Consider the following 20,608-nt stretch of genomic DNA (forward strand, 5'->3'; position numbering starts at 1 on the left):
AACCCGGAAGCTAAGCCCCTCAGCGCCGATGGTACTGCACTCGCCAGGGTGTGGGAGAGTAGGACGCCGCCGGACATCATTCAGAAAGAGCCACCCCTACGGGGGTGGCTCTTTCTGTTTCCCCAGGAACCGTGACGTCCTGTGTCGAGGCTGATCTCGCAGTAGGCATGGGGAGACGTAGAAAGGGCCCAGCGCGACGCGCCGGGCCCTTTCTGGGTCGAAGAGCGTCCTCAGAACAGGTCGGGCTCCTGGCCGGCGGACGGAGCGACGAAGATCACGGCACCGAGCGGGGGGATGCGCACGAGAGCCGAGTAGGGGCGTCCGTAGTGGGGGTCGGGCATGGCGTCGACCGAGCCGAGGTTCCCCACGCCTGAGCCGCCGTAGAGCTCGGCGTCGGAGTTGTACGCCTCCGTCCACCGGCCGCCGCTCGGCAGCGCCAGGCGGTAGCTCTCGTGGGGTGTGCCGGCGAAGTTCACGACCACGACCGCGTCAGGTACGTCGTGGCCGTGGCGGATGTAGGCGAGCGTGTTGCGTCCGCTGTCGTCGGAGTCGATCCACTCGAACCCGTCGGGCGTGTGGTCGAGCTGCCACAGGGCCGGCGTGGCCTTGTAGACGGCGTTGAGGTCGCGCAGTGCCCGTTGGACACCCTGGTGGCCGGGGTCGTCGAGTGCCCACCAGTCGAGGCCACGTGCCTCTGACCACTCGTGCTGCTGGGCGAACTCCTGTCCCATGAACAGCAGCTGCTTGCCGGGGTGGGTCCACTGGTAGGCGAGCAGCGCGCGGACGCCCGCCAGCTTCTGCCAGTGGTCACCGGGCATGCGGCCATAGAGCGAGCCCTTGCCGTGCACCACCTCGTCGTGGCTGATGGGCAGGATGTACCGCTCGGAGTACGCGTACACCATGGAGAACGTGATCTCTCCGTGGTGGTAGCGGCGGTTGATCGGCTCCTCCTGCAGGTAGTGCAGGGTGTCGTTCATCCAGCCCATGTTCCACTTGAGCCCGAAGCCGAGTCCGTTGTAGTCCGTGGGAGCGGTGACGCCCGGCCACGCCGTGGACTCCTCGGCGATCATCATCGTGCCCGGGCTGCGGCGGTAGGAGGTCGCGTTTGCCTCCTGGAGGAACGAGATCGCCTCGAGGTTCTCGCGGCCGCCGTAGCGGTTGGGGCGCCACTGCCCCTCGTTGCGGGAGTAGTCGAGGTAGAGCATCGAGGCGACGGCGTCGACGCGCAGGGCGTCGACGTGGAACTCCTCGAGCCAGTACGTGGCGTTGGCGACCAGGAAGTTGCGCACCTCGGCGCGGCCGAAGTTGAAGATGTAGGTGCCCCAGTCGGGCTGCTCGCCGAGCAGCGGATCGGGGTGCTCGTACAGGGCCGTCCCGTCGAACTGGGCCAGGGCCCACTCGTCCTTCGGGAAGTGGCCGGGCACCCAGTCGACGATGACACCGATGCCGGCCCGGTGGAGGGTGTCGATGAGGTAGCGCAGGTCGTCGGGGTGCCCGAACCGTGAGGTGGGGGCGAAGTAGGACGTCACCTGATAGCCCCAGGAGCCGCCGAAGGGGTGCTCGGCGACGGGCATGAGCTCGACGTGCGTGAACCCCAGGTCGAGGACGTACTCGGTGAGCTGGTGGGCGAGGTCGCGATAGGACAGACCCTCGCGCCACGAACCCAGGTGCACCTCGTAGACGCTGAGCGCCTGGGTGTGGGGGTCGTTCGTGCGTCGGGCCGTCATCCAGTCGTCGTCGGACCAGCGGTGCGCGGACTGGACGACGACGGACGCGGTGGCCGGCGGCACCTCGGTCCCGCGGGCCATCGGGTCGGCCTTCTGCCGCCACGAGCCGTCGTTCGCGAGGATCTCGAACTTGTAGCGGGTGCCGGCGACGACGCCGGGGATGAACAGCTCCCAGATGCCGCTCTCGCCCAGCGAGCGCATGGCGTGCGTGGCGCCCTGCCAGTAGTTGAAGTCGCCGATGACACGGACGGCGCGCGCGTTCGGCGCCCAGACCGCGAACGAGGTGCCGTGCACCTGACCGAGCTCGCCGGGGTACTGCTGCACGTTGGCGCCGAGCACGGTCCAGAGCTGCTCGTGGCGACCCTCGCGGATCAGGTGGCGGTCGAGCTCCTGGACCGTCGGCAGGAACCGGTAGGGGTCGTCGATCTCGGTGGTCGTGTCGCCGTAGGTCGCCTCGACGCGGTAGTCGGGCACCTGGGTACCCGGGAGGACCGCGACCCAGACGCCGTCCTGCTCGTGCTCGGCGTCGTGCCTGCCCGAGGCGGTGCGGATCGACACCCTGTCCGCCAGGGGTCGCAGGACCCGGACGGTGACCGAATCGGCGCCGACGTGCGGACCGAGGATGCCGTGCGGGTCGAACCATGCGCCGTGGGCGACGGCGCGCAGGTGATCGGAGTCGACGGGGACCGGGGAGTGGGCGACCGGGCTCATGTCCCTACCCAACCACTGACCAGGTCACGGCGCAGGGAACACCGGTGTGGTCGCGCTCCCGCACGGGCGTGGCGGTGATCGAATCGAGACCAAAACGACATCGTCGAGGCGCTTGCGAGAACTTTATTCGTCTGTCAAAGTTACTCCATCGCGTCACCGACGACGCGCCGGGCATCGAAGCCCGGACCGCTTCCCGCTCCCTGCGGGCACCCCGAGGAGACCTACGATGCGCTCCATCCGACGACGCCGGGCCGTGCTCGGCACCACTGCCCTCCTGTCCGTCACGGCGCTGCTGACCGCGTGCGGTGGCAGTGACGACGACGCCACGTCGCAGGACTCGGCCAGCGCCGGCACCCCCAGCGGCTCGATCACCGTGCTGACGTGGCGCACCGACCTGGTCAAGGACGGCACGTTCGACAAGTACGTGACCGCGTTCAAGGCGAAGTACCCCGACGTCAAGGACGTCAAGGTCGAGGGCATCACCGACTACGAGGGTGAGGTCAAGACCCGGATGAGCACCGACGACTACGGCGACGTGCTCGCCATCGTCGGCTCGGTGAAGCCCCAGCAGTTCCAGCAGTTCTTCGAGCCGCTCGGGGACACCGCCGAGATGAGCAAGACCTACCGGTGGCTGAACGACAAGTCCTACGAGGGCAAGGCGTACGGCATCCCCGTGGTCGGCAACGTCCAGGGCATCGTCTACAACAAGAAGGTCTTCGAGCAGGCCGGCATCACCGAGTTCCCGACGACGCCCGACGCGTTCATCGCCGACCTGCAGGCGATCAAGGACAAGGTCCCCGGAACCGACCCGCTGTACACGAACTACAAGGACTCGTGGCCGGTCAGCGCGTGGGAGTACTACCGCGGCATCCCGTCCGCGGACCCCGACTACGTCAACGAGATGACGACGTGGGACGCGCCGTGGGCCGACGGCCACGACCACGAGGTCATCGACGGCCTGCTCTTCGACGTCGCGTCGAAGAAGCTCATCGAGGCCGACCCGACGACGACCAACTGGGAGCAGTCCAAGCAGCTGCTCGGCACCGGCAAGATCGGCACGATGCTGCTGGGCTCGTGGGCCATCCCGCAGATGCAGGCGGCCGCGGTGGCAGCCGGCAACTCGGCGGACGACATCGGCTACATGCCCTTCCCGGCGCAGAAGGACGGCAAGTTCCACGCCACGGCCGGCGGTGACTACAACCTCGCCATCAACATCCACTCGGACAACAAGGTGACGGCCCGCGCCTGGATCGACTGGTTCAACAACGACTCGGGCTACTCCGAGTCGCAGGTCGGCCTCTCGCCGCTCATCGACGGTGCGGTCCCGGCAGCGCTGAAGGACTTCACCGACCAGGCAGAGCTGATCACGCCGAACCCCGCGCCCGCGGGCAAGGAGTCCCTGTTCAGCGACATCGACACCGCGTCCGGCATCATCCTGACCGACGCCGGCTACCGCAAGAAGATCATCGACGACGCACGCTCCGGCAAGCGCACCAAGCAGCAGGTCTTCGACGACCTGAACAAGGCCTGGGCGAAGGGGCGCGCCGAGGCGGGTAGCTGAGTCGCTCCATGGCCAACGTCACCGGGGTGGTCCCCACCCCTGCCAAGAATGCCGGTGACGTCCGCAGCCGTGCCGCCCGGCTCATCAAGCCGGGCGGCACGCGCGGTGGGCGCCGCCGATCGCTGACGCCGTACTTGTTCCTGGTGATCCCGGTCGGGCTGCTCGTGCTGCTGACCTACGTCCCCGTCGCGAACATGTTCTTCTACTCGATCACCGACTGGGACGGCTTGGACAAGACCAAGAACGTCATCGGGTTCGACAACTACGTCTCGGTCTTCACCGAGCCCGACAACCTGCGCGTCTTCGTCGTCTCGCTGTACTACTTCGCGGGATCCTTCGTGCAGATGGCGCTGGCGCTCTACTTCGCGACGCTGCTGAGCTTCAAGGTGCGTTTCAAGAACCTCTGGAAGGGATTCCTGTTCTTCCCGTACCTGATCAACGGGGTCGCGATCGGGTTGATCTTCCTCAACTTCGTCAAGCCCGGCGGTGGGCTGGACTCGACGCTCATGGCGCTCGGGCTCGACAGCCTCGTCAAGCAGTGGACGGGTGACCCGGACGTCATCAACTACACGCTCGCCGGCGTCTCCGTCTGGCGGTACATGGGCCTGAACTTCGTGATGTTCCTGGGGGCGATCCAGTCGGTCCCGCGCGACATCTACGAGGCCGCCGACCTGGACGGTGCGACGCGATGGCACCAGTTCCGCCACATCATCCTGCCGTCGATCCGACCCATCGTCGGCCTCTCGTTCATCCTGGCGATCTCCGGTTCGCTGTCGGTGTTCGAGATCCCGTACATCATGACGGGCGGCGCGAACGGGTCGGAGACGTTCGTGATCCGCACGGTGCGGATGGCGTTCGTCAACAACAAGGTCGGCCTCGCGTCGGCGATGGCTGTGGTGCTGCTGATCATCGTGCTGCTCGTCACCTGGCTGCAGCGCCGCCTGGTCCCCGACGAGGAGGTCGACATCGTATGAACGGCGTGAAGAAGGGCGTGGGCGGAACCCTCAAGTACGCCTCGCTCGTGCTGGGCGCGGTGCTGGCGATGCTGCCCCTGGTCCTGATCATCACGGGCTCGTTCAAGACCGACCAGGAGTTCCTGTCGACCGGCCCGTTCAAGGCCCCGGCGAGCTGGACCAACTTCTCGAACTACGCCACCGCCTTCACCGAGGGCGGGATGCTGCGGGCGTTCGGCAACACGATCATCATCTTCACGGTGGCGATCATCGGGACGATCTTCATCGGGGCGGCAGCGGCGTACGCGCTCGACCGGTTCACGTTCTTCGGTCGCAAGGCGGTGCTGGGCCTGTTCCTGCTCGCCACCCTCGTCCCGGCGGTCACCACGCAGGTGGCGACGTTCCAGATCATCAAGGCGCTCGGCCTGTACAACACGCAGGGCGCGCTGATCCTGCTGTTCACGGGGACGGACATCGTCTCGATCTACATCTTCGTGCAGTTCATGCGGTCCATCCCGCGCTCGCTCGACGAGGCCGCGAAGATGGACGGAGCCGGCCACGTCCGGATCTTCCTGCGGATCATCGTGCCGAACCTCAAGCCCGCGATCGCCACCGTGGTGATCATCAAGGGCATCGCGATCTACAACGAGTTCTACATGCCGTTCCTCTACCTGACGGACCCGGAGAAGCGGCCGATCTCCACCACGTTGTTCGCGTTCAAGGGGCCGTACGGCTCGCAGTGGGAGGTGATCAGCGCGGGCATCGTGATCACGATCATCCCGATCCTGCTGCTGTTCCTGTTCCTGCAGAAGTACATCTACAACGGGTTCACGTCCGGCGCCACGAAGTGAGCGGGTCGCGGCCGCCCGTGGCGGCCGCGACCGTGCGTCACCCCGCTCAGGCGGTCGTCAGGTGCACGACGATCGCCTGAGCCGGCCACAGGGCCGGGATCTGCAGCCCCACCTCGGCCAGCACCCGTCCCGGCAGGACGACCTCCCGCGTCATCCAGCCGGGCGTGATCCAGCCGTGCCGAGCAGGTCCCACCTCGCCGCGCACCGCGACGCGGTAGCGCACGTCGGGCGCGAGGCCCGGCAGGACGACGCACTCGGGGCGGGCCTCTTCCACGGTGGCGACCGTCGCGATCGTGAAGACGGCCTCGTCCTGGTTGGCGCTGACGGCGCCGACGACGCGCAGCGCCGGGTCGGTCGTGTCGGGGTGGACCGCCGTCCCACCGTGCAGGACCGGTCGGAGCTCGCGGTACAGCGCGGCGAATGCCTGCAGCGTGGCGAGCTCGTCGTCGTCGCACTCGAGCACGTCCCACTCGAAGCCGGCCGAGCCCATGAGGCTCGTCGCCAGGCGGAACGCCAGGTCCGTGGTGCGCCCGGAGCTGTGCGCGGTGGGCGGTCCGACGTGGCCGCCGACGAGCTCGGGCGGCAGCAGGAGCTGCGTCCACCGCTGGATGTCCTGGCGTTCGACGGGGTCGTTCGAGTCGGACGCCCACACACAGTCCGTGACGGCGAGGATGCCGAGGTCGGTGCGCGCACCGCCGCTCGAGCACGACTCGATCTCGAGGCCGGGGTGGTCGGCCTTGAGGCGGGCGATCAACCGGTATGCCGCCAGCGTCTGGGCGTGCGTGCCGGGGCGGCCGTCGTGCAACGACTCGACGAGGTCGCGGTTGTGGTCCCACTTGATGAAGTCGATGCCGAGCCGGCCCACCAGCGCATCGATCTGGCCGTGCACGTGGTCCCAGGCCGCCGGGTTCGCGAGGTCCAGGACGTGCTGCGTGCGCCAGGAGACGCCCGGGGTGCCGGCCGCGTGCTCCGGACCGTGCAGCAGCCAGTCGGGGTGCGCGCGGGCGGCGTCCGAGTCCAGGTTGACCATCTCGGGCTCGAACCAGAGGCCGAACTGCATGCCCAGGCCGTGCACGCGCTCCGCGAGCGGCTCCAGCCCGTCGGGCCACACCGCCGGGTCCACCCACCAGTCGCCCAGGCCGCGCGTGTCGTCGCGCCGGTCGTGGAACCAGCCGTCGTCCAGCACGAACCGCTCGACGCCGATCGCGGCCGCGCGCTCGGCGAGCCGAAGCAGCGTGGCGGGGTCGTGGTCGAAGTAGACCGCCTCCCACGTGTTGAGCACCAGCGGGCGAGGGGTCCGCGGATGCTGCGGGCGGGCGCGCAGCCAGGTGTGGAAGCGCGCGCTGATCCCGTCGAGGCCCTCGTCGGACCAGGCGAAGTACGCCGGCGGCGTCGTGTACGACTCACCTGCGGCGAGCACGACCTCGCCGGGACGCAGCAGCTCGCCGGCGCCGGCGAGCGTCGTGTGCTCGGTCAGCCGGTCCGTACGGTACGTGGTGTCGGCGCTCCAGCCCAGGTGCACCGCCCAGAGGTGGCCGTCGCGGTTGCGGGGCGCGCCGTCCGAGGCGATCAGCAGGTGCGGGTTGTCGTGACCGGGGCGCCCGCGACGCGACTCGCGGGCGATCGAGCCGCGCGGGAACGCGATGGTCTGCGGCGCCTTCTCGCGCGTCCAGCGACCGGTGAAGGTCGTCAGGTGCGAGGCCGTCCGGTGCACGGGCATCGTCGCCTCGAGCCACCCGACCTCGAGCGGGGAGTCGGCGCGGTTGTCGAGGCGGTGCGTCACGGTCACGAGCCCGCCGACCTCCACGGCGACCCGCGTCGTCACGGCCAGCCCGGTGGCCTCGTCGTACGCGACGGCCTCGACGGACGTCGACGTCGTCGTGACCGCGCCGCGCTGCCAGCGGGGGAACACGGGCCGGCCCGCGCGCGTCACCTGGATGCCGGGCCGTCCGGCCCAGCCGTCGCCCTCGGTCGGCAGGACGGACAGCGACCATGCGGCGTCGAGGGTGCCGGGCGGCGTCTGGCGGTCCGTCGCGAGGACCAGGTTCGTCAGCTCGTCGGGCGTGAGGTCGCCCAGGTCGGCGCCCCACGTCACGACGCGTGCCATCGGGCCGCGCAGGTCCACGACCACCGCCGCTCCGTCGCGGCGCAAGTGGGCCCAGTCGGTGGTCTCGTGCGTCATCGCATGCAGTCCGTTCGTGCGTCCGGTTTGGTCTCACATTGTTCGGTCGCTAAATTTAGTCCATGTCAGGCCTCGGACGACGAGGCCCGACCGATCCCGCTCACGGGGCCGGTCGTACGGTCGACCACACGCTGGAGTGCATGGTGACGAACGAGGATCTTGCGAACCGCCGGGCTGTGCCCACGACGTACCGGGACGGGGCGGCGGCATGACCGCGATCGAGCTCGACGAGGCCTCGCTCGAGACCTACCGACCTACGCAGCACGCTCCCGCCGACTTCGACGACCTGTGGGCGCGGACCCTGCAGGAGGCGCGCACGTACCCGGTCGCGGTGGAGACGCGGCGCGTGGACGCCGGGCTGAGGCTCGTCGACGTGGACGACCTCACCTTCGCCGGGTTCGGCGGCGAGCGCGTCTCGGCGTGGCTCGTCCGTCCCGCGAACGCGACGGGGCCGCTGCCCGTCGTCGTCGAGTACAACGGCTACGGCGGGGGCCGCGGGGTCGCGCACCAGCACCTGCTGTGGGCGGCGGCCGGGTTCGCGCACCTGTTCATGGACACCCGGGGCCAGGGTTCCGCGTGGGGCAACGGCGGCGACACGCCGGACCCGCACGGCTCGGGCCCCGCGCTCCCGGGTTTCATGACGCGGGGGATCGAGAGCTTCGAGACGTACTACTACCGGCGCCTCATCACCGACGCCGTCCGGGCGGTCGACGCGGTGCGCGACCTGCCGGGCATCGACACCGACCGGATCGTCGTCAAGGGTGCGAGCCAGGGCGGCGGGCTCGCGCTCGCGACCGCCGGCCTCGTCGACGGTCTGGCCGGTGCACTCATCGACGTGCCGTTCCTGTGCCACATCCGCCGGGGCATCGAGGTGAGCGACACCGACCCGTACGGTGAGATCGTGCGCTACCTGGCCGTGCACCGAGGTGCGATCGAGCAGACCCTGGCCACGCTCGACTACGTCGACGGGATGCATCACGCCGCGCGGGCGAGTGCCCCGGCGCTGTTCTCCGTCGCGCTGCGCGACAACGTGTGCCCGCCGTCGACCGTCTTCGCGGCCCAGCACGCCTACGCCGGGCCGAGCGAGATCACCCGTTACGCGTTCAACAACCACGAGGGCGGGCAGGGGCACCAGGAGCGCGTCCAGCTCGACTGGCTCCGCGCGCGTGGCCTCACCCCTGCGGAGGCATCGTGATCGCGTGGCCCGATCTGCCCACCCACCACGACTGGCTGCAGCGCGAGCTGGTCCGCCTGCTCGGCTTCGGGCGCGAGCTGCCAGCGGCCGGTGGCGGCGCGGCGTGGCTGGACGACGACGGGCACCCCGACGCCTCCCAGCCCGTGCAGACCTGGATCACGGCGCGCACGGTCCACGTGTACTCGCTCGCGACGATGCTCGGCGAGCCCGGTGCGTCGGCGATCGCCGACGCCGCGCTGGCCGGCCTGACGGGTCCGCTGCACGACGACGAGCACGGCGGCTGGTTCGCCGACGCGGGGCCCGGCCGCGACGAGGGCACGAAGGCCTGCTACGACCACGCGTTCGTCGTCCTGGCGGCGTCGACCGCGACCCTGGCCGAACGTCCCGGTGCCCGTGCGCTGCTCGACGAGGCGCTCGAGACGTGGCTCACCCGCTTCTGGGACGACGAGGCGGGCATGTGCGTCGACACCTGGGACCGCACGTTCACCACGCTCGACGCGTACCGCGGGGTCAACGGCAACATGCACAGCGTCGAGGCGATGCTCGCGGCCTACGACGTGACGGAGGACCGGGCGTGGCTGGAGCGTGCCGCGCGCATCTGCACGAACGTCGTCGCGCACGCGAGCGCGGGCGACTGGCGCATCCCCGAGCACTACGACGCCGACTGGACGCCGCAGCCCGAGCTCAACGCCGACAAGCCGGGGGACAAGTTCAAACCCTACGGCGCCACGATCGGGCACGGCCTGGAGTGGGCGCGGCTGCTGCTGCACGTCGAGGCCGCGGGCGGCGAGGTGCCGGGCGGCGGGTTGGAGGCGGCGGCCGCGTTGTTCGAGCGGGCGGTCGCGGACGGCTGGGCCGCCGACGGCGCACCCGGCTTCGTCTACACGACCGACTGGTCGGGACAGCCCGTCGTGCACGACCGCATGCACTGGGTGATCGCCGAGGCGACTGCCGCGGCCGCCGCGCTGTACCGCCGCACGGGCGACGAGCAGTACGGCGCGGCCTATGCGCGGTGGTGGGACTACGCCGAGCAGCACGTGCTCGATCGTGAGCGCGGGTCATGGCACCACCAGCTCGACCGCGACAACCAGCCCGCTGCGACGGTCTGGCCCGGCAAGGCCGACCTGTACCACGCCGTGCAGTCGGTGCTCATCCCGCGGCTTCCGCTCACCCCGGCCATCGGCCTCGCCGTCGCACGGGGGCTGGTCGCATGAGCGTCCTGGTGGTGGGGGAGGCGCTCGTCGACATCGTGCGGCGGGCGGACGGCAGCATCGTCGAGCACCCCGGCGGGAGCCCGGCCAACGTCGCGCTCACGCTCGGGCGGCTCGGGCGCTCGCCCCGGCTGCTGACGTCCTTCGGCGACGACGAGCGCGGCGCCGAGCTCCGCGCCTGGCTGCAGGAGTCGCACGTCGACGTCGTCGTCGCGCCCTCCCCGCGGACGTCGACGGCGGTGGCGACACTGGATGCGGCGGGTGCCGCGACGTACGAGTTCGACCTCACCTGGGACCTGGGCGACGTCGACGTCGAGCCCGCCGACGTGCTGCACATCGGCTCAATCTCGGCGATCCTCGACCCGGGTGGGCGGCAGGTCGCCGAGCTCGTCGAGCGGGCGCGCCCCACGACGACGATCACGTACGACCCGAACGCGCGACCGGCCCTCATGGGCGACCCGGCCGTGGCGGCGGAGCGCGTCGCGCGGCTCGTCGCGCTCGCGGACGTCGTGAAGGTCAGCGACGAGGACCTCGCCTGGTTCCACCCCGACCGCGAGCCGCTGCAGGCGGCGCAGGACTGGTTGGCGCTGGGTCCGGCGATCGTCGTCGTGACGACCGGCGGGAGCGGCGCGCACTACCTCACCGCGGCCGGCGCCGGGCACGTCACGGCCCCGAAGGTCGCGGTGGTCGACACCGTGGGTGCGGGGGACACGTTCATGGGGACGCTCGTCGACGGGCTCGTGGGGGCGGGCGTCGCCGGGGACCGTGCCGCGCTGGGCGCGCTGGGCCACGACGCGTGGGACGCGATCCTGTCCCGCGCGGCGCGGGCCGCGGCCGTGACGGTGTCGCGGTCCGGGGCCAACCCGCCGCGGTCTAACGAGCTGGACTGAAGGCCTCAGCCGAGCAGACGCTCCAGCCCGGCCAGCGGGATCGGCAGCCAGGTCGGGCGGTTGCGGGACTCGTAGACGGCCTCGTACAGCGTCTTGTCGAGCTCGAGCACGGTGGTGAGCAGCGGGTCGCCCGCCTCGCCGTACCCGGTGGTCAGAGCGGCGCGGGCGTCCGCGGTCCAGGCTGCTGCCGCGTCGCCGGTGAGCCCGCCGACGGCCGCCGCGTAGTCCATCGAGCGCAGCATGCCTGCCAGGTCGCGGACGGCCAGGTCGGGGCGGGTGCGCTGCTCGAGCGGGGCCAGCGGCTCGCCCTCGAAGTCGGTGATGAACCACTCGTCCTGGGCGCGCAGGACCTGGCCCAGGTGCAGGTCGCCGTGGACCCGCTGGCGCGGCGGGGCCGCGGCGAGGTCCCGGACGCGCGCCAGCAGGTCCGCGATCGCGTCCGCGTGGCCCGCGAGCTGGGGGACGGCCGACGTCGCCCACGCGAACCGCTGCGCGACGGCGTCGGCCAGGACGGTGGGGCCGTCGGGCGCGTCGACGAGCGGGAAGACGCGTGCCAGCGAGGCGTGCATCGTGGCCATGGCCTCGCCCAGGTCGCGGGCGAGGTCGGCGAACGACTCTCCGCGCCCGGCGTACGCGCACGCGAGCTCGAAACCGTCCTGCGCGCCCGCGACGAACGTGCTCATCGCACCCAGGTAGCCGCGGCGCGGGGCGCCGTCCGGCCCGGTCCACTCGCCCTCGAGCCACGCCAGCGGTGCGGGGACGTGGCGCCAGCCGTCCTCGACGAGGCGGCGCGGGACGTCGACGTCAGGGTTCTCGCCGGGCTGCAGGGCGCGCAGCACCTTGAGGATCGCGGTGTCGCCCAGGATGACGGACGTGTTGGACTGCTCACCGGTGATCATCCGCGCCTGCGCGGGGTCGGCGTCCGTGCCGGGGCCGTCGGCCGCCGCGAGCCAGGCCCGCAGGAACGCGGGGTCGGCGGTGCCGTCGTGCACCTCACGCCCGTCGACGTGCCCGACGAGCTCCCCGACACCCGGTCCCAGGACGAGCGGGACCTGCAGGAGTGCGTCGATCGAGCCGGCGCGCGCGGCGACCAGCAGGACCCGGACGTCGTCGGCCAGCGGGACCACCCCCACGATGGTCAGCTCGGCCTGCGCCCCCTTGGCGGGGAACCAGCGGCGGCCGGGCAGCCACGGGGCGAGGACCGCGAGCAGCTGCTCGTCGAGCGGGGTGGGGGACTGGGCGACGAGCGTCATACGACCTCCGGGTCGGGTGCCGGCTCGAGCGAGAGCCAGTAGAACTCGCGCGAGCCGAGCGTGAAGCTGGCCGTGCCGTCCTCGCCGACCGACCCGAACTGAGCGCCGCCGAACACGTCGCGCAAGGGCCGGCCCGAGTACTGGGGGAGCTTGACGGTCGCGTGCCGGGCGGTGGACGCGAGGTTGGCGAGCACCAGCAGCGTCTCGTCGTCGGACCGCCGGCAGAACGTCAGGACCGACTCGTTGTCGCAGTCCACGACCTCGAACTCGCCCATGCCCAGCGCGGGGTGCTGACGACGGACCGCCAGCATGCCGCGCACCCAGTGCAGCAGGCTCGTGGGCTGGGCCAGCTGTGCCTCGACGTTGGTGTGGCCGTAGTGGTAGACGAGCGACTGGATCAGCGGCAGGTAGAGCTTGCCGGGGTCGGCGGTCGAGAATCCCGCGTTGCGGTCGGGTGTCCACTGCATGGGCGTACGCACCGCGTCACGGTCGGGCAGCCAGATGTTGTCGCCCATGCCGATCTCGTCGCCGTAGTACAGGCACGGGCTGCCCGGCAGGCTCAGCAGCAGCGCGTGCGCCAGCTCGATCTCCTTGCGGGAGTTGTCGAGCAGGGGAGCCAGGCGGCGGCGGATGCCGACGTTGGCGCGCATGCGCGAGTCCGGCGCGTACCAGCCGTACATCGACGCGCGCTCCTCGGTGGAGACCATCTCGAGCGTGAGCTCGTCGTGGTTGCGCAGGAACGTGCTCCACTGCGCGCCGCGGGGAATGGCCGGCGTGTCGGCCATGATGTCGACGATGGGTGCGGCCTTCTGGTCCCGGATCGAGTAGAAGATCCGCGGCATCACGGGGAAGTGGAAGCACATGTGGCACTCGGGCTCGTCCTCGGAGCCGAAGTAGTCGACGACGTCCTCGGGCCACTGGTTGGCCTCCGCCAGCATGATGCGACCCGGGAACTCGGTGTCGATCATGGTGCGGACCCGGCGCAGGAACGCGTGCGTCTCGGGCAGGTTCTCGCAGTTGGTGCCCTCGGCCTCGAACAGGTACGGCACCGCATCGAGGCGGAACCCGTCGACGCCCAGGCCCAGCCAGAAGCGGCCCACGTCGAGCATCGCGTCCACGACGCGTGGGTTGTCGAAGTTGAGGTCCGGCTGGTGGCTGAAGAACCGGTGCCAGAAGTACTGGCGCCGCACGGGGTCGAACGTCCAGTTGGACGTCTCGGTGTCGACGAAGATGATGCGCGCGTCGCGGTACTGCTCGGCGTCGTCCGACCACACGTAGAAGTCGCCGTACGGGCCCTCCGGGTCCGAGCGGGACGCCTGGAACCACGGGTGCTGGTCGCTGGTGTGGTTCATCACGAGGTCGACGACCAGGCGCATGCCGCGCCGGTGCGCCTCCTCGATGAGCTCGGTGAAGTCGGCGATCGACCCGTACTGCGACGCGACCGCCGTGTAGTCGGCGACGTCGTAGCCGCCGTCGCGCAGCGGGCTCGGGTAGAACGGCGGCAGCCACAGGCAGTCGATGCCCAACCACTGCAGGTAGTCGAGGCGGTTGATCAGCCCGCGCAGGTCGCCGCTGCCCTGGCCCGACGAGTCGGAGAAGCAGCGCAGCATGACCTCGTAGAAGACCGCCTTGCGGTACCACTCGGGGTCGTCGCTCAGGCCGCCCGGCTCGACGGACGGAACCTCCGGCTGCCGCGTGGCGGGCAGGCGGATCTGCGACGTGGTGGGTGCGGGCTCGCGCACCGTGGGCAGCGGCGTCGTGCGGGGGTGGTGCTGCTCGGTGGTCGTCCGGGGTTCGGTGCTCACAGCTCCTCCAGAGCCACGACGTGCGCCGGGCGCTCGGTGGGGTCCAGGCGGACATAGGCCGACGAGCCCCACGTCCACTCCTCGTGGGTCAGCAGGTCGCGGGCGCGCACCTGGGCCGGCAGGCCCAGTGCGGCGAGGTCGATCTCGACCGTCCCGTCGCGCGTGCTCCACGGGTCGAGGTTCACGACGACGAGCACCGTGTCCGACCGGCCCGTCGGCGAGTGCTCGGCGTCCAGGTGCTTGGAGAACGCGACGATCGCGTCGTCGCTCGTCGGGTGCACGCGCAGGTTGCGCAGCTGGCGCAGGGCCGGGTGCGACCGGCGGATCGCGTTGAGGTTGCCCAGCAGCAGGGCGATGCCCAGCTGGTCGGCCTGTGACCAGTCCCGCGGCTTGAACTCGTACTTCTCGTTGTCGATCTGCTCCTCGGCACCCGGCCGCGGAACCTTCTCGACGAGCTCGTAGCCCGAGTAGATACCCCACGTCGGGCTGCCCGTCGCCGCGAGGACGGCACGCACCGCGAAGGCCGGCCCGCCGCCGCTCGTCAGGTACGGCGGCAGGATATCGTGCGTCGTCGGCCAGAAGCTCGGCCGCATCCACGCGCCCTGCTCGCCCGAGACCTCTGTCAGGTACTCCTCGAGCTCCACCTTGGTGTTCCGCCAGGTGAAGTACGTGTACGACTGGTGGAAGCCGATCTTGGCGAGCGTCGCCATCATCGCGGGGCGCGTGAACGCCTCGGACAGGAAGATCACCTCGGGGTGGTCCTTGCGCACGTCCGCGAGCAGCCACTGCCAGAAGTCGAGCGGCTTGGTGTGCGGGTTGTCGACGCGGAAGAGCGTCACGCCGTGGTCGATCCACACCTGCAGGACGCGCCGGATCTCGCCTGCGATCCCCACGGGGTCGTTGTCGAAGTTCAGGGGGTAGATGTCCTGGTACTTCTTGGGCGGGTTCTCGGCGTAGGCGATGGTGCCGTCGGCCCTCGTCGTGAACCACTCCGGGTGCTGGGCCACCCACGGGTGGTCGGGGGAGCACTGCAGCGCGATGTCGAGCGCGACCTCGAGCTTCAGGGAGCGGGCACGGGTGACGAAGTCGTCGAAGTCCGCGAACGTGCCCAGCGTCGGCTCGATCGCGTCGTGACCGCCGTCGGCCGAGCCGATCGCGTACGGCGAGCCCGGGTCGCCCGGCTCGGTGAGCAGCGAGTTGTTGCGGCCCTTGCGGTTGCTGGTGCCGATCGGGTGGATCGGCGTCAGGTACACGACGTCGAAGCCCATCCCGGCGATGCGGGGCAGCTCGTCGGAAGCCGTGCGCAGCGTGCCCGAGACCCAGCGGCCCTCGTGCTCGTCGTAGTGGGCCCCGTGCGAGCGGGGGAAGAGCTCGTACCAGGAGCCGGCCAGCGCGAGGGGGCGGTCGACGACCAGGGGGTAGGCCGGCGACGCGCTGACCAGGTCGCGCACGGGGTTCCGGTGCAGGGCGTCCTGGACCGACCCGGCCAGCGCGAGGTCGAGGCGTTCGGTGGGCGACAGGTGCGCCTCCGTCAGTCCCGATGCCGCGGCGGAGATCGTCCGCGCGTCGTCGTCGGGCAGACCGTCCCGCCCCGCCGCGCGGCGCAGCAGCAGGGACCCTTCGGTCAGCATGAGCTCGACGTCGACGCCCGCGGCGATCTTGATGGTCGCGTCGTGGACCCACGTCGCCCACGGGTCGGACCAGCCCTCGACGCGGAACGACCACAGCCCCTCACGGTCGGGCTGCAACCGCGCCTCGTACCGGTCCAGGCCCGGGGCGATGTCGACCATGGGGGCGCTGGAGTGGTCCCGCCCGTCCGGGTCGACGAGGACGGCCGTCGCGGCGACCGCGTCGTGGCCCTCGCGGAAGACCGTCGCGCGTACGGGGAATGCCTCCCCGACCACGGCCTTGGCCGGGAACCGGCCCGCCTCCGCGACCGGTGCGACGTCCACCACCGGGATGCGTCCGATCGGTGCGGTCACGGGAGTCGAGGCCGCGCGCGACCGGGGTGCGTCCGCCGCAGGCCCGACGGCCTGCGGCGCCGCAGCTGTCGCGGGCGCGGTGCTCGGTACCGGGACGGTCGCGCGCAGGGCTTCGTCCGGCGTCATGGCCGGCACCGCCGTGCCGATCGAGGTCGTGGGCTTGCGGCGGCCGTTCGAGCGGCGGCCGCGGCCGGGGCTCGCGGGGGTAGTCGTCACAGTTCCCGAACCTATCCGGACCCCACGCACCTAGGCATCCGCAACGCCCAGTTGCCGGGCGCGCCGAGGTGTGCGCGCTGTGTTCGTCACCGGTCAGCGGCGGTGGATGTCCGGGTGAACGACACGCCGTGTCGTTCAACCAGCCATCCACCATCAGGACGACCCAGATCAGGCGAGGGTGTCCGCCAGGGCGCGGCCCGTCGTGCGGCCCGTGAACAGGCAGCCGCCCAGGAACGTGCCCTCCAGCGCGCGGTGACCGTGCACGCCGCCGCCGCCGAAACCGGACGCCTCTCCGACGGCCCACAGACCGGGCAGCACGCCGCCGTCCGGCCGCAGCACGCGCCCCTCGAGGTCGGTCGCCAGGCCGCCGAGGGTCTTGCGGGTGAGCACGGACAGGCGGACGGCGAGCAGCGGGCCGTGCGCGGGGTCGAGCAGCCGGTGCGGCTTGGCGACGCGGATGAGCTTGTCGACGACGAACTCACGGCTGCGCGCGGTCGCGATCACCTGCAGGTCCTTGCCGAGCCCGCTGGCGACCTGCCGGTCGCGGTCGACGATCGTGCGCTCGAGCGCGTCGGCGTCGATGCGCGACGTCCCCGTCAGCGCGTTCATCTTGGCCGCTAGCTCCTGCGGGGTGTCGGCCCAGAGGAACTCGTGGGACTTCTGCGCGAACGCCTCGACGGGCCCCACGGCGCCGGGCAGGACGCGCTGCAGGAGCTGCGGGACGCTGCGGCCCGTCAGATCGGGGTTCTGCTCGGAGCCCGAGAGGGCGAACTCGCTGCCCAGGATGGTCTTGTCGAGGACGAACCAGGAGTGGTCGTCGCCGCGGCCCGTGATGTGCTGCAGCGCCCCGAGGGAGTCGAAGCCCGGGAACAGCGGGACGGGCAGGCGGTGGCCGTCGGCGTCGAGCCACAGCGAGGACGGGCCCGGCAGGATGCGGATGCCGTGCCGCGACCAGACGGGCGTGTGGTCCGTGATGCCCTCGGGGTAGTGCCACATCCGGTCCTCGTGCACGACGGCGCCACCGGCTGCTCGGGCAGCGGCGATCCCGGAGCCGTCCACGTGGTCGGGGACACCCGCGAGCATGCGGTCGGGCAGGCGGCCGGCGGAGGCGGGCCACAGCTCGCGGACGCGCTCGTGGTTGCCGCCGATGCCGCCGGTCGCGACGACGACGGCCGCAGCGTCCAGCTCGAACGGCGCGACGACCTCGCGCGACGAGCGGGTCGCCCGCGGCACCGGGTCGGGCGCGAGGACGTCGCCGCGCACGCCGGTCACGCGACCGTCGGTCGTGACGAGCGACGTGACGCGGTGCCGGAAGCGCACGTCGACGAGTCCGGCGGCGCGCGCGTCGAGCAGGGCGCGCACGAACGGCTCGAGCACGCCGGGGCCCGTGCCCCACGTGACGTGGAAGCGGGGGACCGAGTTGCCGTGACCGTCGGCCAGGTACCCGCCGCGCTCGGCCCACTGGACCGCGGGGAACCAGCGCACGCCCTGGTCGTGCAACCAGCCGCGCATCGGTCCGGCGGCGAAGTCGACGAACCCCTCGGCCCACGCGCGGCCCCAGCGGTCGGAGCCGTCGTCGGCGAACTGCGCCGAGCCGAACCAGTCGGCGAGCGCGAGCTCGGCGCTGTCCCGGATGCGCAGCCGGCGCTGCTCGGGCGAGTCGACCAGGAAGAGGCCGCCGAAGGACCAGAACGCCTGGCCCCCCAGGGAGGCGGCGGGCTCGGCGTCGAGCAGGGTCACGTGGTGGCCCGCGGCGGTGAGCTGGGCGGTGGCGACCAGGCCGGCCAGGCCGGCGCCGACGACCACGACATCGGAGTGCGTCATGGCACGACGATACGCGTCATGGACGATTGTCCAGAAGTGACGCGCCCCGAGGTCAGCCGGCGAGCACGTAGACCTGCAGGCTGAGCGGCTCGAGCTCGGTCGTCGCGCCTGCCGCGACGTGCAGCGCGCCGGCGATCGCCGTGCCGCGCTCGTCGGCAGGCCGTTCCCACACCGAGTCCCAGGCGAGGCGCCACCGTTCGCCAGGCTCTCCCGCGAGCGTGACGTCCAGCCCCTCGAGCGACCCGTTGATCACGAGCAGCACGACGTCGCCGTCCTCGTGCGAACGCAGCATCTGCAGCGTGCGGATCGCGGGGTCGTGCCACCGGGCGTGGTCGAACGGGTCGCCGGCCGCGTCGAACCACGCGAGGTCGGGGCGCGCTCCCGGCGCCGAGGGACGGCCGCTGTAGAACCGGGCCGTGCGAAGCGCGGGGTGGTCGCGGCGCAGCGCCAGCAGCCAGCGGGACGTCGCGAGCAGGTCGAGCCGGCTGTCCGTGAGGTCCCACTGCACCCAGGAGATCTCGTTGTCCTGGCAGTACGCGTTGTTGTTCCCGCCCTGCGTGCGGCCCATCTCGTCGCCCGCGGTGATCATGGGCGTGCCCGCGGACAGGACCAGCGTGGCGAACAGGTTGCGGATGGACCGGCGACGCAGTGGCGCGATGTCGGCGGCGGGGGAGTCGTGACCGATGGGGCCCTCGACACCGTGGTTCCACGACCGGTTGTCGTCGCTGCCGTCGCGGTTGTTCTCCCCGTTGGCGGCGTTGTGCTTGTGGTCGTAGGAGACCAGGTCCGCGAGCGTGAAGCCGTCGTGCGCGGTGACGAAGTTGACCGACGCCACCGGGCCACGCACCAGCGGCGGGTCGCTGTGACCGAACAGGTCGACCGAGCCGGACAGGCGCGTGGCCAGGTCGCGGACGCGGTGGCCGGGCAGGCCGTGCGCGGCGCGTGCGGGATCGGCGAGCCAGAAGGAGCGGGCGGCGTTGCGGAACCGGTCGTTCCACTCGCCGAACGGCGCCGGGAACTGGCCCGTGCGCCAGCCGCCGGGCCCGATGTCCCACGGCTCGGCGACGAGCTTGAGCCCGTGGAGCGCCGGCGACGCCGCTGCGGCGACCAGGAGCGGGTGGTCCGGGGTGAACCCGTCAGCGTCACGGGCGAGCGTCACCGCGAGGTCGAAGCGGAACCCGTCGACGCCCACGATGTTCGCCCAGTACCGCAGCGAGTCCAGCGTCATGCGGACCACCTGGCTGCGGCGGAAGTCGAGGGTGTTGCCACAGCCGGTCACGTCGGCGAGCGCAGCCGGCACCCCGCCGTCGTGCACGTAGTACATCGTCGCGTCGAGCCCGCGCCACGAGACGTGCTGACCGGGCAGCCCGCCCTCGCACGTGTGGTTGTAGACGACGTCGAGCAGCACCTCGATGCCGGCCTCGTGCAGCGCGTGGACGGCAGCGCGGACCTCGGCGAGGACAGCGGCCGGGCCCGCCTCCTGCGCGGCGCGCGTGGCGTAGGCGGCGTGGGGCGCGAAGAAGCCGAGCGTCGAGTAGCCCCAGTAGTTGGTCAGCCCCTTGGCGACGAGGTGCGGCTCGTGCGCGGCGGCGTGGACGGGCAGCAGCTCGACGGCGGTCACGCCCAGGCGCACCAGGTGGTCGATCACGCTCGGGTGGGCCAGCCCCGCGTAGGTCCCGCGCAGCTCGGCGGGCACCTTCTCGTTCCGCATCGTCAGGCCGCGCACGTGCGCCTCGTAGACGACCGTGCGGTCCCACGGCACCCACGGGCGGTTCTCGGCCGGGTCGGGCCCGGGCAGGTCCCGCGTGTCGACGACGACCGAGTACGGGACGAAGCCGGCGGAGTCGCGCTCGTCAGCCGCGCCGTACGGGTCCCCGGCGAGGTCGTCGTCGACCACGTGGCCGTACGTCTGCGGGCCGTAGGTCATCTCCCCGACGAGCCCGCGCGCGTAGGGGTCGACCAGCAGCTTGGCCGGGTTGTGGCGCAGGCCCGCCGCCGGGTCCCACGTGCCGTGCACCCGGAACCCGTAGCGCGCGCCCGCGCCCACCCCGGGCACCTCCGCGCTGAACATGCCGAGGTCCGGGCCGTCGAGCCGCACGCGTCGCTCCGTGCCGTCGTCGTCGAAGAGGCACAGGTCGACGGCGCGAGCGTGCGTGGCCAGCACGGCCACGACGATGCCGTCGTCGGTCGGGTGGACACCGAGCTGGGGAGGCCTGCGGTGCGTGCGGGTGGGGGCGCTCACGCCCC

At 71.5% G+C, this 20,608-nt stretch carries 13 protein-coding genes; 6 read left to right on the forward strand and 7 right to left on the reverse strand.

Annotated features, from left to right (window positions below; genetic code table 11):
* Positions 1–230 precede the first annotated feature (230 nt).
* Positions 231–2,438: a 1,4-alpha-glucan branching protein GlgB gene (glgB, locus tag IC607_RS12820; RefSeq protein WP_191787806.1), complete on the reverse strand. Its 2,208-nt coding sequence runs from the start codon at positions 2,436–2,438 to the stop codon at positions 231–233.
* A gap of 226 nt (positions 2,439–2,664) precedes the next feature.
* Between glgB and IC607_RS12825 the strand changes: the two genes are divergently transcribed.
* The 3 genes from IC607_RS12825 to IC607_RS12835 are packed head-to-tail and all read left to right on the forward strand — an operon-like array spanning position 2,665 to position 5,803.
* A complete protein-coding gene (locus tag IC607_RS12825; RefSeq protein ID WP_191787807.1) occupies positions 2,665–3,999 on the forward strand; it encodes an ABC transporter substrate-binding protein in 1,335 nt (444 codons plus the stop codon).
* An 8-nt stretch (positions 4,000–4,007) separates the two neighbouring features.
* Positions 4,008–4,973 carry a carbohydrate ABC transporter permease gene (locus IC607_RS12830; protein ID WP_191787808.1) on the forward strand — a complete coding sequence of 322 codons (966 nt, stop codon included), beginning with the start codon at positions 4,008–4,010 and terminating at the stop codon, positions 4,971–4,973.
* Positions 4,970–5,803 carry a carbohydrate ABC transporter permease gene (locus IC607_RS12835; RefSeq protein ID WP_191787809.1) on the forward strand — a complete coding sequence of 278 codons (834 nt, stop codon included), beginning with the start codon at positions 4,970–4,972 and terminating at the stop codon, positions 5,801–5,803. The genes IC607_RS12830 and IC607_RS12835 overlap by 4 nt, the downstream gene beginning before the upstream one ends.
* Before the next feature lie 46 nt (positions 5,804–5,849).
* Here IC607_RS12835 and IC607_RS12840 read toward each other — a convergent pair whose 3' ends face one another.
* On the reverse strand, positions 5,850–7,985 hold the full coding sequence (locus IC607_RS12840) for an alpha-galactosidase (RefSeq protein WP_191787810.1): 2,136 nt from the start codon (positions 7,983–7,985) through the stop codon (positions 5,850–5,852).
* A gap of 208 nt (positions 7,986–8,193) precedes the next feature.
* Between IC607_RS12840 and IC607_RS12845 the strand changes: the two genes are divergently transcribed.
* The 3 genes from IC607_RS12845 to IC607_RS12855 are packed head-to-tail and all read left to right on the forward strand — an operon-like array spanning position 8,194 to position 11,281.
* On the forward strand, positions 8,194–9,180 hold the full coding sequence (locus tag IC607_RS12845) for an acetylxylan esterase (protein ID WP_191787811.1): 987 nt from the start codon (positions 8,194–8,196) through the stop codon (positions 9,178–9,180).
* Positions 9,177–10,394, forward strand: a complete 1,218-nt coding sequence (locus tag IC607_RS12850; protein WP_370526208.1) for an AGE family epimerase/isomerase — start codon at positions 9,177–9,179, stop codon at positions 10,392–10,394. The genes IC607_RS12845 and IC607_RS12850 overlap by 4 nt, the downstream gene beginning before the upstream one ends.
* On the forward strand, positions 10,391–11,281 hold the full coding sequence (locus tag IC607_RS12855; RefSeq protein ID WP_191787812.1) for a carbohydrate kinase: 891 nt from the start codon (positions 10,391–10,393) through the stop codon (positions 11,279–11,281). Before IC607_RS12850 ends, IC607_RS12855 begins: the two co-directional genes overlap by 4 nt.
* A 5-nt stretch (positions 11,282–11,286) precedes the next feature.
* On the opposite strand, the gene IC607_RS12860 is transcribed toward IC607_RS12855, so the two are convergent.
* The 5 genes from IC607_RS12860 to glgX form a co-directional block, all read right to left on the reverse strand.
* Positions 11,287–12,534, reverse strand: a complete 1,248-nt coding sequence (locus tag IC607_RS12860; RefSeq protein ID WP_191787813.1) for a phosphotransferase — start codon at positions 12,532–12,534, stop codon at positions 11,287–11,289.
* Positions 12,531–14,246: a maltose alpha-D-glucosyltransferase gene (gene treS, locus IC607_RS12865; protein WP_370526260.1), complete on the reverse strand. Its 1,716-nt coding sequence runs from the start codon at positions 14,244–14,246 to the stop codon at positions 12,531–12,533. The genes IC607_RS12860 and treS overlap by 4 nt, the downstream gene beginning before the upstream one ends.
* A gap of 89 nt (positions 14,247–14,335) precedes the next feature.
* The gene (locus tag IC607_RS12870; RefSeq protein ID WP_191788096.1) at positions 14,336–16,447 is read right to left on the reverse strand and encodes an alpha-1,4-glucan--maltose-1-phosphate maltosyltransferase; all 2,112 of its coding nucleotides are present in this window, start codon (positions 16,445–16,447) and stop codon (positions 14,336–14,338) included.
* Positions 16,448–16,705: 258 nt separating this feature from the next.
* Positions 16,706–18,361 carry an FAD-binding dehydrogenase gene (locus IC607_RS12875; RefSeq protein WP_191787815.1) on the reverse strand — a complete coding sequence of 552 codons (1,656 nt, stop codon included), beginning with the start codon at positions 18,359–18,361 and terminating at the stop codon, positions 16,706–16,708.
* 52 nt (positions 18,362–18,413) lie between these two features.
* The gene (gene glgX, locus IC607_RS12880; RefSeq protein WP_191787816.1) at positions 18,414–20,603 is read right to left on the reverse strand and encodes a glycogen debranching protein GlgX; all 2,190 of its coding nucleotides are present in this window, start codon (positions 20,601–20,603) and stop codon (positions 18,414–18,416) included.
* Positions 20,604–20,608 lie beyond the last annotated feature (5 nt).

The organism is Cellulomonas sp. JH27-2, from assembly GCF_014837175.1.
Taxonomy (GTDB): domain Bacteria; phylum Actinomycetota; class Actinomycetes; order Actinomycetales; family Cellulomonadaceae; genus Cellulomonas.

What these genes read in the sequence shown, in the direction of transcription:
- glgB (WP_191787806.1), bottom strand. Translation starts at nt 2,438, where the DNA reads ATGAGCCCGGTCGCCCACTCCCCGGTCCCCGTCGACTCCGATCACCTG.
- IC607_RS12825 (WP_191787807.1), top strand. Translation starts at nt 2,665, where the DNA reads ATGCGCTCCATCCGACGACGCCGGGCCGTGCTCGGCACCACTGCCCTC.
- IC607_RS12830 (WP_191787808.1), top strand. Translation starts at nt 4,008, where the DNA reads ATGGCCAACGTCACCGGGGTGGTCCCCACCCCTGCCAAGAATGCCGGT.
- IC607_RS12835 (WP_191787809.1), top strand. Translation starts at nt 4,970, where the DNA reads ATGAACGGCGTGAAGAAGGGCGTGGGCGGAACCCTCAAGTACGCCTCG.
- IC607_RS12840 (WP_191787810.1), bottom strand. Translation starts at nt 7,985, where the DNA reads ATGACGCACGAGACCACCGACTGGGCCCACTTGCGCCGCGACGGAGCG.
- IC607_RS12845 (WP_191787811.1), top strand. Translation starts at nt 8,194, where the DNA reads ATGACCGCGATCGAGCTCGACGAGGCCTCGCTCGAGACCTACCGACCT.
- IC607_RS12855 (WP_191787812.1), top strand. Translation starts at nt 10,391, where the DNA reads ATGAGCGTCCTGGTGGTGGGGGAGGCGCTCGTCGACATCGTGCGGCGG.
- IC607_RS12860 (WP_191787813.1), bottom strand. Translation starts at nt 12,534, where the DNA reads ATGACGCTCGTCGCCCAGTCCCCCACCCCGCTCGACGAGCAGCTGCTC.
- IC607_RS12870 (WP_191788096.1), bottom strand. Translation starts at nt 16,447, where the DNA reads ATGACGCCGGACGAAGCCCTGCGCGCGACCGTCCCGGTACCGAGCACC.
- IC607_RS12875 (WP_191787815.1), bottom strand. Translation starts at nt 18,361, where the DNA reads ATGACGCACTCCGATGTCGTGGTCGTCGGCGCCGGCCTGGCCGGCCTG.